This window comes from Sphingobium sp. SJ10-10 (genome assembly GCF_036038995.2).
Taxonomy (GTDB): Bacteria; Pseudomonadota; Alphaproteobacteria; order Sphingomonadales; family Sphingomonadaceae; genus Sphingobium.
On sequence record NZ_CP158138.1, the window covers coordinates 1 to 13,492 of the forward strand.

The following is a 13,492-nucleotide window of genomic DNA, read 5'->3' on the forward strand; positions in this document are numbered from 1 at the left end:
CAAGGTCGCCCATGCTGCGCCGGCGCACGCCGGGAATGTTGTTCGGCGATAGCATAAAGATGCCATGTGTATATCACTTAGCCATCGGATCGAGAGCGAAGCCGTTTAAACGGCCGCGAGGATCTCCGGCACGACCGCGCTGCGGTCAGGCGCGATCGAACCGGCCGGCGAACTCGCGATCGGCATAGTAGCGCAGCTTGGTGGCAACGATCGGCCGCTGGCCCGACAGGAACAGCAGCTCGCGGTCCTCGGGCAGCGTGCGGACCTCATCGGGGGTGAGGAGGGGCCGCGCGACATGCTGTTCGCCGAACGAGATGCCGCTTTGCTCGGAATCGAGGGCGCGGCTCATCGTCTCGAACACGACCGTCTCCTGGCCCAGCAGATCGGAGACGAGCTTGGCGCTGTCGTGATCGTTCACCCCGAATATCTGCAACACGGCGGCATTGGACAGGAAGGTGCCGGCGCGGCGTTCGTAGAGCGCGCGGAGCTGGTGAACGTCCTGCAGGATCGGCCAGAGCTGGATGCCGTAGCCGGCCATCAGGCCCATCGCGCGTTCGATCGGATCGAGCCGGCCGAGCGCCGCGAACTCGTCGAGCAGGAACAGCACGGGCTGTCCGCCCGAGGCGGGCGCGCGCGCCAGATCGGTGAGGGATTGGGCCAGCATCAGGCGCAGCCAGCGGGCATAGGTGGAGAGCCGATCGGGCGGCAGCACCAGGTAGACCGTCGTGGTCTTCGCCTTCACGTCGGCGAAGCTGAAATCCGAGTGGCCGAGCAGGACCGTCATGCGCGGGCTGTCGAGAAAATGGGTGTGGCGCTGCGCGGCCGACAGCACGCCGGCGGCCTCGCGATCGGACTTGCCCAGGTGGCGGTTGGCGGCGCGGGCGGCGAGGCCGCCTTGCCCCTGCATGGCGGTCAGCATCGCCGCGAAGGCTTGCGGCGCGAGGGTGAGCCGGTCGCGCAGCGTGGCGAGGTTGCGCGTCGCGGGCGGCTCGCTGGTGACGATCGCAAGGATGATGCCGGCGATCAGCGCCTTGGCTTCCTCGTTCCAATGGGCCTCGCCGGCTTCGCCGGGCGGATCATAAACCAGGGCATCGGCGAGCGTCATGCAGTCGTCGGCGAGATCGAGCCCGGCCGGGTCGATCCGTTCGAGCGGGTTGAAGGCCGCGCCGGGCAGGCCGGTCGCGTCGAACGGATCGAGGATATGGACCAGGCCGAACCGGGCGCGGTGGCGGGCGGTGATGCGGGCATTCTCGCCCTTGGGGTCGATGCAGATCACCGAGCCCGGATAGTCGAGCAGGTTGGGAATGATCGTGCCCACGCCCTTGCCGGTGCGCGTCGGCGCGATCGTCAGCAGATGCGACGGGCCGGAATAGCGCAGCAGGCGCCCCGAGCGGCTGTCGCGGCCGATCAGCAGGCCGGCGTCGCCGGCGAGGGGCCGCGTCTCGGCATCGGTGGCGAAGCGGGCCGAACCGTGGGTCGCGTCGCCTTCCGGGCCGCCATAGCGCATGATGAGCGGCTGAAAGAGCGCGCGCAGGGCGACGAGGATGACGACGATCGCCGTCAGCATCATCACCGTCTGATAGATGTTGGAATCGTGGGGCAGGCCGAGCAGCGAGCCGAGCACGAGCTTCATACCGAGCCCGAGCACCAGGCCGGTGATGAGGAACAGGATCGCCACGCTGAACAGGTGGCGGATCAGCCGGATCGGGCTGACCACAAGGGCGGTGATCGCCCATATCGGCTCCGCGCGGACGATGCGCGTCAGTTTGCGGATCGCACGGACGAGCTGGCGGAGCCATTCCATCGTCAGGACGCCTTGCTGGCCAGCGGCGTGATCGCCAGCGCCGGATCGGCGTCGGGATGGCCGAGCAGCTTGAGGACGATCGCGGTGGCGAGGGGAGGGGGCACAGCTTCCTCGCGCAGCATGTCGAACAGCGCATCGTCGTCAGGTTCGAGCGCCATGCCCTCGATCGCGAGATTGGCGCGCGCGTCGGCATCGTCCTCGCGCCATAGGGCGGCTTCGGCTGAGCTGCCCCGCACATAGTCGAGCGCGCGGACCTCGCGCCGGATCGCGTCAATGTCGAGCCCGCTCATTCGATCCTCTCTTCCGCTTCCGCGTCGAACGCGCGTTTGCCCCGCCGCTTCCAGAGCGCCAACACGTCACCGGCATCGTCGCCCTGGGCGCGCCCCGCCAGTTCGAGCATCGCCCCGTAGAGGGTGGCGCGATCATCGTCGGCGAGATCGACCAGGCCGGCTTTCTGGACGAGGCCACCCAGCTCGATCAGGTGACGGGTGCGTTCGCGGCGTTGCACGACCCAGCCTCTCGTATCGGTGCGGCGCTGCCCGGCCTCAGCCCTGCGAACCGCCTGCGCCAGCTTCGCTTGTGCCGCCGCCGTTGTCCGCATCGCCTTTGCCAGCCCCCTCGACCTGGCTCGGGACAGGCTTGCGCCCGCGCCGCTGAAAGAAGGCCGAGCCCTTCGCGCGCCACGCCTCCTTTTCTTCCGCATCGTTCGATTCCACGGCGTCGAGCAGCGCGCCTGCCAGCGTCTCGATGTCGAGCGCATCGGCTCCCGTCACCGCCACCAGCTCGCCAAGCTGCTGCACCTTGCGGGCCTTCAACGCCCTGGCCTTGTCGCCCAGCGCTTTCAGCTCCGCATCATAGTCGCGCGCCTTGCGCATAGTCTTCTCCCTCTCGCCCAGGATCGCGAGCCGCAGCGTAGCACGATCGGCGTGAGAGGGAACGGACCACAACCGAAAATGCCGCGAAGTCAGTCACAGGAACGGCAGAGAGTGTGAGTGCGCGCTTATACGTCGTTGCCGACGTGCACTCAGAAAGGCAGTATAGCAGCCGTCATGGCGATCTATCATTTCTCGGCCAAGATCATCAGCCGCGCCAACGGATCGAGCGCCGTTGCGAGCGCGGCGTATCGTTCCGCCTCCGAGCTGTACGACAAGCGGCTTGGACGCGATCACAACTTCAGCAACAAGGCGGGTGTTATCCACTCGGAGGTGATGTTGCCGGAGGGTGCGCCGGAGCGTTTAAACGATCGCACGACCTTGTGGAACGAGGTAGAGGCGGGAGAAAAGCGCAAGGACGCGCAGCTTGCCCGCGAGGTTGAGTTCTCGATCCCGCGCGAGCTGAACCAGCAGCAGGGTGTGCAGCTCGCCCGCGAATTCGTCGAAAAGCAGTTCGTCGATCGCGGCATGGTCGCGGACCTGAACGTGCATTGGGACTATGCCGAGGATGGCAGTCCCAAGCCGCACGCCCATGTCATGCTGTCGATGCGCGAGGTCGGGCCGGAGGGCTTCGGCCAAAAGGTCCGCGACTGGAATCGGACCGAGCTGTTGCAGGGCTGGCGGGAAGCCTGGGCCGATCATGTCAACGAGCGGTTGGCCGAGCTGGATATTGATGCGCGCATCGACCATCGCACCCTGGAGGCGCAGGGGATCGAGCTTGAGCCCCAGCACAAGATCGGCCCTGCAGGGTCGCGCCGATTGGATCGCGGTGAGGATGCCGAGCGCGCCGACGATCATCTGCGCATCGCCCGCGACAATGGCGAGAAGATCATCGCCAGGCCGGAGATCGCGCTGGACGCGATCACGCGCAGCCAAGCGACATTCACCCGGCGCGATCTCGCCATGTTCGTCCACCGCCACAGCGACGGCAAGGAGCAGTTCGACCAAGCGATGAGCGCGGTGCGGACCAGCCCCGAGCTGGTGGCGCTGGGGACGGACGGGAAGGGCGAGGACCGCTTTACCTCCCGCGACATGATCGCGGTCGAGAACCGGCTTGAGCGTGTGGCCGATCGGCTTGCAGATCGGGGCGGGCATGGTCTCCCGGCGATGGAGCAGTCCTTACGGCCCACCGCCGGGAGTGAGGGCCTAGTGCTGGGGGGCCAGCAGGAAGCCGCGCTGGCGCATATAATCGGCGAGAAGGATATTGCCATCGTGGTCGGCTATGCCGGCACCGGCAAATCGGCCATGCTGGGAGTCGCTCGCGACGAATGGGAGCGCGCCGGCTATCAGGTGCGCGGCGCGGCCTTGTCCGGCATCGCGGCCGAGGGGCTTGAAGGCGGTTCCGGCATCCAGTCGCGCACGATCGCCAGCATGGAATATCAGTGGGAGCAGGGCCGCGAGCTGCTAGGCCCGCGCGACGTGCTGGTGATCGACGAGGCCGGCATGATTGGCACGCGCCAGATGGAGCGCGTGCTAGGTGAGGCCGAGCGCGCCGGGGCCAAGGTGGTGCTGGTCGGCGACGCCGAGCAGTTGCAGGCGATCGAGGCCGGCGCGGCGTTCCGCAGCCTTGCCGAGCGCCACGGCGCGGCCGAGATCAGCGAGGTTCGCCGGCAGCATGAGGATTGGCAGAAGGACGCCACCAAGGCGCTCGCCACCGGCAGGACCGGCGAGGCGATCCATGTCTATGCCGAGCATGGCATGGTCCACGCGGCCGAGACGCGCGAGCAGGCCCGCGCCGAGCTGATCGACCGCTGGGACGCGCAGCGCCGCGCCGATCCGGACAAGAGCCGGATCATCCTCACCCACACCAATGCCGAGGTCCGCGATTTGAACGAGGCGGCGCGCGATCGGCTGCGCGACGCCGGCGACCCTTCGACAGGCTCAGGACAGGGGCTGGGGGAGGACGTGAGCGTGTCGACAGAGCGGGGCGCCCGCGACTTCGCCGAAGGCGACCGCATCATGTTCCTCAAGAACGAGCGCGGGCTTGGGGTGAAGAACGGCACGCTGGGCGTGATCGAGAAGGTGTCCCCCGGCAGCATGGCGGTGCGGCTCGACGATGGCCGCCGCGTCGCATTCGACCTCAAGGACTATGCCCATGTCGATCACGGCTATGCCGCTACCATTCACAAGTCGCAGGGTGTAACGGTCGATCAGGCGCATGTGCTGGCGACGCCGGGGATGGACCGCCACGCCGCCTATGTGGGGTTGTCGCGGCATCGGGAGGGCGTCCAGCTCCATTACGGCCGCGACGACTTCGCCGATCAGCGCCAGCTCACCCGCACGCTCAGCCGCGAGCGGGCGAAGGATATGGCGTCGGATTATCCGGTGGACCGCGACGCCGAGGTTCGTGCCTTCGCCGATCGGCGGGGGCTGTCGGGCGAGATCCGCTTCGCGGAACCGCCTGAGAGGGCCGGAGTCGACCAGCGCGCAGCCGAGCGTGGATCGTCGCGCCAGGAGCGCGAGGATCCACGAAAGATCGACCGCGGCGAGGAGACGGCCGCGGGCGAGGGGCCGCGGCGGCGCGGCATGTTCGACGGTTTCCGGCCCGCATCGGAGCGGCCGTCGCCGGCGACCGATCGCGGCCAGGGCGACAAGCCCAAACGCGGCATGTTCGACGGGTTGAAGCTGTCGGTCGCGCGGACGCCCGCGCGGGGACAAGCCGCCGATCGCAGCGCTGACCGCACCCAGGACCGCGATTACGCCCGTGCCGTCGAGCGGGTGGCGCGATCGGCGCAGACGATCGCCCAGGCGCATGAGAAGGGCGCGCCGGTGCTCGAACATCAGAAAGTGGCGCTCGAGCACGCGCGGGGCGCGCTCGAGCAAATCCGGCCGGGATCGTCTCGAGACATGATCGCGGCGGCCGAGCGCAATCCCGGCCTGGTCCGCGACGCGGCGGCGGGGCGCAGCGGGCCGATGATCGACGCGATGGCGCATGAGGCGAAGGTGCGAGCCGATCCGAACGTGCGCGCCGATCGGTTCGTGGAACGCTGGCAGGGCCTTCGCCATCAGCGCGGCGCGGCCGAGCGCGCCGGCGACCATGCCGGCGCGGAGAAGGCGGGCAAGGCGATGCAGGGCATGGCGAAGGGCCTTGAGCGCGATCCCCAGGTGGAATCGCTGCTCAAGGGCCGCTCGCGCGAGCTGGGGCTGCAGATGGAGATTGCGCGCGGCAGGTCGATCGGCGTCGAGCTGGTGCAGCAGCTCGACATCAGCCGGGATCGCGGCATGAGCCGCTAGGAGAGACGGATGGACGAGGACGACTATCGCGATGAACCCCATGCCGGCGACGATCCCGCAGCGGCGTTCGAGCGGCTGCGTGGCGAGGTGTCGCTGCTGCGCAGTGCGATCGAGGGTCTGACCGCCGCGCGCGAGTCGATCGACATTCCCGATTATGAGCCGACGCTGGCGCGCACCGAGAAGATATTGGTGGCGCTGGTCCACCAGGTCGACGGCATCGGCAAAAGCCCGGTGATGAGACTCACGCCCGAGACTATGGGCGGTCGTTTAAACGCCGCTGTCGCCGACAGCGTGAACATGCTGCGCAGCCACGCCCAGTCGTCGCAATCGGCGCTGGACGGAACGGTCAACGATCTGCGCAGCATCATCCGATCGGCGCGCCATGCCGACGACCAGGACCGCCGCGTCTATCTGTTCGGTGGCGGCGGTCTGGTACTCGGCCTGCTCCTTTATGCGGTGTTGGCGGGGCCGATCGCGCGGCTCGCGCCGGCGCGCTGGCAATGGCCCGAGAAGGTGGCGACGCGCGTGCTGGGCGAACCCACCGCATTCGATGCAGGGCAGCATATGATGCGCGCCGCCAATGCGGAAGGGTGGCGCGCGATCGTCGCCGCCGCCAGCCTGGTGCGCGACAACCGTGAGACGATCGACAGCTGCCGCGAACAGGCGGCCAAGTCCGAGAAGGCGGTGCGCTGCACGATCGAAGTGAAGACCGGCGACAAGCCCTGATCATCGGTTTTGTGAATCAATCGCGTGCGCATGATTCAGATAAATCATCGGACTTTGCAGATGCGATTTTGTAAGGTTGTGCCATGCAAGGCGCTAGTCTTCCTGATCCGATCGATCTGGTGGCGATCGACCCGGCGCGCAATATCCGGCGGCGCTACAGCATTACGGTTACCCTCGACCTGTTCGGGATGATCATCGTCGAAACCTGCTGGGGGCGGATCGGCGCAGCCGGCCAGGCGCAGCGACACGCCTTTGCCGATCCGGCGACGGCCGAGCGCCATATCGCTGCCACCTTGCGTCGGCGCGGTACCGCCAAAGGAAGGATCGGCGTCGCCTATCGTCAGCTTGATCGTTCTTAGTACGCGATCGACCCAGAGCAATGGCGTTTATCATTGCTCGCGGTTGGACGCCAGCTGTAGCGGACTGGAATGATGAAGGCCCGGACGCACAATAAAGGGCGGTGTCGGGCGCATATTAGCTGAGACGGAAATGCCCCGCCCAGATTTCCAGGCTCACCAGTCGCCGTCTCGCCAAGCATCATCTCCTTGGGGTCCGGTGAGAGGATGGACAAAAACGTACGCTAAGACTCGGGCCATGTCGGTTGGGGCAGCTCTCCCTGACGAGCGAGGATCGTCACCCGCTCGATCGCGGTGTCGAGACTGGCGCGGCGACCGGCGACGAAGCTGTCGAAATCGGTGTCGATCGCCAGCGGCAGCGGTCCTCGCGCGCGCATCGCATCGAAGGTTGCAGGTGGCAGCAGATAGCTGTCGAAGGCACGATACTGGCGGCTCGCCGCCACCCATATGTCGCCGGCGCGCAGCCGGTCGCGCAATTGGGTCAGCACAGTTCATAGGCGGCGCGGACGACCGCGCCGTCGCGCAGCACGAACGGCCGCCATGACGGCGGCACGAAGCGAAGCGGCGGCTTGTCGGGCAGGCGGCGGCGTCCGGTGCGATAGATGTCGGCCACGAGGCGGACCGCATCGAGCAGCCCCTGCACCGGACCGGCACCGAGAAACTCGAAGGCGTTGAGGAACGGCCCGATCACGGAGCGCAGCGAGCGCTGCCGCTCGATCAGCTCGGCCGTGCGGTCGATCGTTTCCGGCGCGATCAGCAGCTCGGCGTCCACGACCGCCGTTCCCAGCCTTTCCCAGTCGATCGAACCGATGGCGGCAAGCGAATCGACACCCCGCGCCCGCGCGTCGAGCAAGGCCCGGCACGAGCCGGTGAGCAGGCGAAGTTGCGTCTGAAGTGACCGGATCGTGCCTAGGGCCTTGTCCTTGGTCTGGTTTTCGGCTCGGCGCATCATGCTCCCCAGGAGCTTGTCCATCATCGTCAGCACCGCATCGGTCAGGCTTTCCTCAAGCCGGATGCCGGCAGCGGCAAGGATCGCATGTCGGCGCCGGTCGGGGAGTTCCGCCAGATGCTGCGGGGTGATGCGCGCCGCTTCGTCGGCGATCCGGTCGAACGCCGTCTGCGGGATCGTCGCGGCACGCGAGGCCGCAAGGCCCAGCGCGCGAACATGGTCGAGCCGTTCGATCAGTCGCAGGACATTGCGCGGCGCCGGTGATAGCGGCGGGTTGCGCAGCCATGAGAGCCAGGTCGCGCTTTTGTCGTCGCGCCGCGACAGCAGAGCGTCGAGCGCCGCGCGTTCGGGATCGCCGAGATCCCCGGCGAGCACGTCATGGACCAGATCCCCGGCCTGCTGCCGCGCTCGTCGCACGATAGCCTCGACCACCGTCACAGGTGGCAGCAGCAATCGCCGGCGTCGCATCTCGTCGATGACGATGCCGGCAAGCCGCGAGGGCTGGGTGAGGTCTGCGCGATCGGCATGGCGAACGCGACCAGCGCGTGGAAATCCGCGCGGCTGAAAACGAGATGACCGAATCGCCGCGACAGGTCGACGAGGTGCGTCCGCCGCGTTTCGTCGCGGCGGGCATAGTCACGCCATGATGCGGGCGACACATCCAACTGACGGGCCACGAACGCGAGGATCGGCATGGGCGGCGCTTCGCCGGCTTCCAGCACACGCCCCGGCCAGCGCAGATACAGCATCAGCATCGCATAGCCGAGGCGGGTGGCGTCGCCACGCCGGGATGCGATCAGTTCGAGGTCGTCACGGGTCAAGGTGAAGTGGCGCGCGATCTCGCGTTCATCGAGCGACGGATCATAATGGCCCGCAAGCATCTCGCGGGTTAGCAGGTGTCTTCTGGCCAAGGTCGAACCCCTCCATGTCGCTGTCCGTCAGACGTCCGTTGGACGGCCACCGGGAATGTGTCCGTCAACTCTGGACCTTCGATGGCGATTCGGACAAGATCGCATGATGATGGGAAAACGGACACAATGGGGCGGCCCGTGGCGCTGATCGGCTATGCGCGGGTCTCAACGCCGGACCAGAAGCTCTCGCTCCAGCAGGACGCGTTGGAGCGGGCGGGGTGCGAACGTGTTTTTGACGATCAGGCGTCAGGCGCCAGGACCGACAGGCCCGGTCTTGCCGAAGCGCTGGCCTATCTGCGCACCGGCGATACGCTCGTGGTGTGGAAGCTCGATCGGCTCGGTCGCTCGATGAGCCATCTCATCGAGAAAATCGGCGAGCTGGCGGCGCGCGGCATCGGTTTCCGATCGCTCACCGAGAATATCGACACCACCACGCCGGGAGGAATGCTGGTGTTCAACATCTTCGGTTCCCTCGCGCAGTTCGAGCGCGATCTGATCCGAGAGCGCACCCAGGCGGGCCTGCGTGCGGCGCGCGAGCGTGGCAGTAAGGGCGGTCGTCGCCCCGTCGTCACACCCGACAAACTACGAAAGGCGCGGGCGCACATCGCGGCAGGCCTAACCGTGCGCGAGGCCGCTGCGCGCGTGAAAATTGGAAAAACCGCCCTCTACAAGGCGCTCGAACAGACCGCCGCGAACACCCAAGCCTGATGTTCGCCACCCGTTCTCCCTTGGCGTACGTAAAATTCACTTTCGTGTAGTCACCCCAATAAAGCACCCGGCGCCTCGGTCCTTGCGCCATCAGCACAACGCTCCCTTCACCTAGCCGGTTTTTGCGGGTGTCCAGCTGGCCGTATTGCGCAACCTATAGTTAATTTGAGTTCTCGTAATTCCGAGCAGTTTTGCAGCATGACCGCGATTACCTTTTGCATAATCGAGGGCTGCGCTGACTACATGATTTTCAATCTCTTTCATTGAGCCAAAGTGATCTAATAGTTCAATGAATTGATTAACTCTAATATTATCAAGATCACAAGTAAGGTTTTTATTTGTGACGGATGGTTTATCAAAAACACGTTTATCAGTTTTTCTATATTGATCTTCTATATATGCTACATGGCATAACTCAATGTTTGAATTTCTATCTGCCAATATAATTGCCCGCTCTATTCTATTTTTTAGTTCTCTAACATTTCCCTCCCATTCGCACATTTTCAGATATTCTGCAGCTTCATTAGAAATCTTCACTGCTGGTTTACCAAGCTTTTCAGCCAGCTGCGGGAGATAATAATCGATTAGAGCCTCAATATCTTCTCGCCTTTCTCGTAGCGGCGGGATGTGGATTGGAAACACCGCCAATCTTTGATAGAGATCCAACCGAAAGCGTCCAGCGCGAGCTTCTCCGAGCAGGTCGACGTTGGTTGCGGCAATAACCCTCACATCGGAATGCCGCTCACTTGGGTCTCCTAAACGCTCGATAATTCCGCCATCTAGGGTACGGAGCAGCTTGACCTGTGATTCCATCGGCAATGTGCCTACCTCATCAAGAAACAGCGTGCCACCATTTGCTCGCTCGAACCTGCCAGGCCGCGCACTAACGGCTCCGGTATATGCACCCTTTGCCACGCCAAACATCTCAGCTTCAATAAGATCCTTGGGAAGCGCACCGCAGTTAACAGCAATGAAAGGCTTGCCACTACGCGCACTCAGTGAATGAACTGCGCGGGCCAGAACTTCCTTCCCTACCCCTGTTTCGCCCGTAATCAGGATCGAAGCATTAGTCACCGCAGCCTTCCGAGCGTGGTCAATCAACAACCTCAGATGAGTCGAAGAACCTACTATCCCAGATCCTTTGACAGCGGCCTGCTCGCCGGGCTGCACCCGTCGCCCCTCTTGAGGCGGCCCGACCAAATCATGCTTGCTTGAACTCTCCTTACCAATCACCCGGCATTCGTCTGCGCCCATAGCTTCGCATGAAACTTCCACAAAGGTAATATCGCGACCGAAGCAATTGGATACGAGCTCGCTAAGATGGCCTACCTGTATATTACATACTGGATAAGTAGAGAATCCACATGATCTTTTAAATGCCTCAGCTTCGAAAGAGTTTCGTAAAATCAACTCGCAAAAGAAGTCTTCTCCATTTTTAGATGAAAGCGATAATAGTTCAGGGCATGATAAACCAGCTACTTTATGGAGGTTGAGTATATCTGATAGGTTTAAAGCATTATGAAAGAGCGCGTCAGATCCGTGTTTATATTTCGAGCCTTCGTCTATGCCGATACCGACGAATACTTCTTTCGCCGCCCGCTCACCGAAGATCCTCACAATATTCGACAATATCTTACTGTATAGGCTTAAATGCAGAATTGCTACCCTATTATCAGCAAATTCTATCGACCCTCGATTAAAGTCAAAGCGAAGTTCCGATGCAACACTTATCTCTGGCCTGTCTACTCTCATGTCGAAATTGCCATCTCCAACGGGTGCCAAAGAAAGAGGCTGCGCTTTAGGGGTAGTGTGCCATTCAGATTTACACCGATCAAGCACAATTTTGCGTTTCCTGCATAATTTTCAACCGCCGCTCTCCAAGATCCGCCCTCTTGGATCGCTGCCTTGCCCGCCTCGGTTTTCCGTTGCCTGGGTGCAGGCACGACGGTGGCATCAATTATCTTGCCATCCATCGCGAAGCGGAAGCCCGCAAAACTCTGGCGGATACGTAGCGCTCTGCAGCATCAGAAGCTATCCCTGAGTGGCAAAGTTCAGGGTTGAACGTCTCCGGGCGTTGCCCAGAGAGGAGAGTTGGCACGATTCATGCTTCCTGCCACTGGGAGTGCTAATATTCCCAAGTGCAGAGTGATATCTGAGAAGGGGGACCACGATAAGGAGAGATGCAATGACTAAGAGCCACTTATCCTGAGAAGACGGGCTATATATATTATTTGCATGGGAGTACGTTGGCTAATAACCCGAATAGACACACACAGGAGAGAGTTTTCATGAGTACAAACGTGGCTTCACACCTTCGCTTTCAAGAACGTTATCCAGAGTTGGGTAGGGAGAATATACCTGTCAGCGTGAATACATCTGCCGAGATCTTCGAGTTAGAACGAGAGGTATTCCGCAGGTCTTGGCTAATGGTAGGTCGAGTCGAAGATGTCCAAGAGCCGGGCTCTTACTTTGTGAAGGAGATTCCGACCCTTCGAACCTCGATACTCGTTACAAGATCGAATGACGGGGAGATCTCTGCCTTTCACAACACCTGCCAACACCGTGGGAACAAGCTCGTTTGTTCCAATCACCATGGAGGTCGTGCCAAGGGATTCTCATGCAGTTTCCACGGCTGGACCTACGATCTCAAAGGGAATCTCGTGATCGTCCCGGACGAGGACAAGTTCGCAGGTCTCAACAAAGCGGAGCGCGGGCTACCCAAAGTCAATATCGGGATATGGGAAGGTTTTATCTTCGTCAGTATCGATCCGACTCGATCACTTGAAGAATGGCTTGGCGAGCGCTATTCACAGTTTGGCGGATATTTCCGCGACCTTCATTGCTTCGCGCACATGTCGAGCGACGTGAAAGTGAACTGGAAGATATTTCTCGATGCATTCGCCGAGGGATACCATGTGCCATTCATACACGGCAAGACGCTTCCGGATGCGATTACAGGCGAGCACAACCCGCTTTGCCATGTCCTGGACATTCAGTTGTTCAACCAACATCGCATGCTCTCACTGCCTGCCAATCCAGAGTATGAGCCGTCTCCGGTTGAAAAACTGATAGCGCGCCATATTAAGGCACCAGTGTTCCCAGCTCTAAAAGCAGATATCGCGAAACTTCCTCCGGGAATTAACCCGACAAAAGACCCGAGCTGGGGTTTTGACATAAATATTCTGTTCCCTACCTCATACTTTGCCCCTTGGGCCAATGGAATGCTTTTGATCTACTACTTCTGGCCTATATCTGTCGAGCATACTAGATGGGAAGTTGGACTATACTGGAACAAGCCTAAAACCGCTGCAGAACTTCTTAACCAGGACCTTACTGCAAAAATGACAATTAGTGTAGTAAGGGAGGACCTATCTTCCCTAGAGACAACACAGGAGACTTTACTTTCAGGATCTTTAGACACCATGGCACTGTCTGATGAAGAAATAGCCGTCCGACACGGATACCATGTTATTGCTGAAGCAATATCGAATATTCAAGGATAGAAGAAATGACTACAAGTTTTATGCAGCTTCCGCCAGAGTTTTCAGATTTGGAAGTCTTTTGCTCAAAATGGCTGCTTGCCACCGAGCAGGAACGCTACATCACACGTATTCGTGCGCCTTACGCCGAACTCGTGGAAATGTACGAAAGGATGACTCCTCGACTTCCCGCAATAATCGAACATCTTAATAACTTTCCTTTGGAAGATATGCCGCAAAGGGAAACTAGCCTTATGCATCTAACATTTTCTCTCATGGAGGTAGCGCACGCTGTTGAACTATGGAAACAGCCCGATCTGCCCGAAGCCTTCGAGCCCGAGCGTTTGGTCATCAAGCTGGCTGGCGGCATAATCTAAAACAGGAGACATCGTT

At 61.8% G+C, this 13,492-nt stretch carries 11 protein-coding genes and 1 pseudogene; 6 read left to right on the forward strand and 6 right to left on the reverse strand.

Translation table 11 applies throughout. The features are described 5' to 3' along the window. Nucleotides 1-145: 145 nt before the first annotated feature. From VVT58_RS24010 to VVT58_RS24025, 4 genes are read right to left on the reverse strand one after another with little or no spacing between them, the layout of a single operon-like run. Entirely contained in the window at nucleotides 146-1,804 is a 1,659-nt protein-coding gene (locus tag VVT58_RS24010; RefSeq protein ID WP_327753221.1) for a type IV secretory system conjugative DNA transfer family protein, read from the reverse strand. Nucleotides 1,805-1,806: 2 nt separating this feature from the next. Further along, nucleotides 1,807-2,094, reverse strand: a complete 288-nt coding sequence (locus VVT58_RS24015; protein WP_327753222.1) for a hypothetical protein — start codon at nucleotides 2,092-2,094, stop codon at nucleotides 1,807-1,809. After that, the gene (locus VVT58_RS24020; protein WP_327753223.1) at nucleotides 2,091-2,312 is read right to left on the reverse strand and encodes a conjugal transfer protein TraD; all 222 of its coding nucleotides are present in this window, start codon (nucleotides 2,310-2,312) and stop codon (nucleotides 2,091-2,093) included. Before VVT58_RS24020 ends, VVT58_RS24015 begins: the two co-directional genes overlap by 4 nt. Nucleotides 2,313-2,349: 37 nt before the next feature. After that, nucleotides 2,350-2,679, reverse strand: coding sequence for a conjugal transfer protein TraD (locus VVT58_RS24025; protein ID WP_327753224.1), 330 nt, complete (start codon nucleotides 2,677-2,679; stop codon nucleotides 2,350-2,352). Between the two features lie 174 nt (nucleotides 2,680-2,853). Between VVT58_RS24025 and traA the strand changes: the two genes are divergently transcribed. From traA to VVT58_RS24040, 3 genes are all read left to right on the forward strand, one after another. After that, on the forward strand, nucleotides 2,854-5,970 hold the full coding sequence (gene traA / locus VVT58_RS24030) for a Ti-type conjugative transfer relaxase TraA (protein ID WP_327753225.1): 3,117 nt from the start codon (nucleotides 2,854-2,856) through the stop codon (nucleotides 5,968-5,970). Nucleotides 5,971-5,979: 9 nt separating this feature from the next. Further along, entirely contained in the window at nucleotides 5,980-6,696 is a 717-nt protein-coding gene (locus VVT58_RS24035; protein WP_327753226.1) for a DUF6118 family protein, read from the forward strand. Between the two features lie 83 nt (nucleotides 6,697-6,779). After that, complete coding sequence (locus VVT58_RS24040) at nucleotides 6,780-7,055, forward strand: WGR domain-containing protein (RefSeq protein ID WP_327753228.1); 276 nt, start codon at nucleotides 6,780-6,782, stop codon at nucleotides 7,053-7,055. A gap of 242 nt (nucleotides 7,056-7,297) precedes the next feature. Here VVT58_RS24040 and VVT58_RS24045 read toward each other — a convergent pair. Continuing rightward, a pseudogene (locus VVT58_RS24045) lies at nucleotides 7,298-8,912 on the reverse strand (DUF4158 domain-containing protein); the annotation flags it as partial. 138 nt (nucleotides 8,913-9,050) lie between these two features. On the opposite strand from VVT58_RS24045, the gene VVT58_RS24050 reads away from it, so the two are divergent. Next, on the forward strand, nucleotides 9,051-9,620 hold the full coding sequence (locus VVT58_RS24050) for a recombinase family protein (protein ID WP_327753233.1): 570 nt from the start codon (nucleotides 9,051-9,053) through the stop codon (nucleotides 9,618-9,620). A 111-nt stretch (nucleotides 9,621-9,731) separates the two neighbouring features. On the opposite strand, the gene VVT58_RS24055 is transcribed toward VVT58_RS24050, so the two are convergent. Then, nucleotides 9,732-11,459: a sigma 54-interacting transcriptional regulator gene (locus tag VVT58_RS24055; protein WP_327753234.1), complete on the reverse strand. Its 1,728-nt coding sequence runs from the start codon at nucleotides 11,457-11,459 to the stop codon at nucleotides 9,732-9,734. A gap of 449 nt (nucleotides 11,460-11,908) precedes the next feature. On the opposite strand from VVT58_RS24055, the gene VVT58_RS24060 reads away from it, so the two are divergent. After that, the gene (locus tag VVT58_RS24060) at nucleotides 11,909-13,123 is read left to right on the forward strand and encodes an aromatic ring-hydroxylating dioxygenase subunit alpha (protein WP_327753235.1); all 1,215 of its coding nucleotides are present in this window, start codon (nucleotides 11,909-11,911) and stop codon (nucleotides 13,121-13,123) included. A 5-nt stretch (nucleotides 13,124-13,128) separates the two neighbouring features. Then, nucleotides 13,129-13,476 (forward strand): hypothetical protein, encoded by a 348-nt coding sequence (locus tag VVT58_RS24065; RefSeq protein ID WP_327753236.1) that lies wholly within the window; start codon nucleotides 13,129-13,131, stop codon nucleotides 13,474-13,476. Nucleotides 13,477-13,492 lie beyond the last annotated feature (16 nt).

Excerpts from the sequence above, each read along its gene's own strand:
- VVT58_RS24010 (WP_327753221.1), bottom strand. The coding sequence starts at position 1,804 with ATGGAATGGCTCCGCCAGCTCGTCCGTGCGATCCGCAAACTGACGCGC.
- VVT58_RS24015 (WP_327753222.1), bottom strand. The coding sequence starts at position 2,094 with ATGAGCGGGCTCGACATTGACGCGATCCGGCGCGAGGTCCGCGCGCTC.
- VVT58_RS24025 (WP_327753224.1), bottom strand. The coding sequence starts at position 2,679 with ATGCGCAAGGCGCGCGACTATGATGCGGAGCTGAAAGCGCTGGGCGAC.
- traA (WP_327753225.1), top strand. The coding sequence starts at position 2,854 with ATGGCGATCTATCATTTCTCGGCCAAGATCATCAGCCGCGCCAACGGA.
- VVT58_RS24035 (WP_327753226.1), top strand. The coding sequence starts at position 5,980 with ATGGACGAGGACGACTATCGCGATGAACCCCATGCCGGCGACGATCCC.
- VVT58_RS24040 (WP_327753228.1), top strand. The coding sequence starts at position 6,780 with ATGCAAGGCGCTAGTCTTCCTGATCCGATCGATCTGGTGGCGATCGAC.
- VVT58_RS24060 (WP_327753235.1), top strand. The coding sequence starts at position 11,909 with ATGAGTACAAACGTGGCTTCACACCTTCGCTTTCAAGAACGTTATCCA.
- VVT58_RS24065 (WP_327753236.1), top strand. The coding sequence starts at position 13,129 with ATGACTACAAGTTTTATGCAGCTTCCGCCAGAGTTTTCAGATTTGGAA.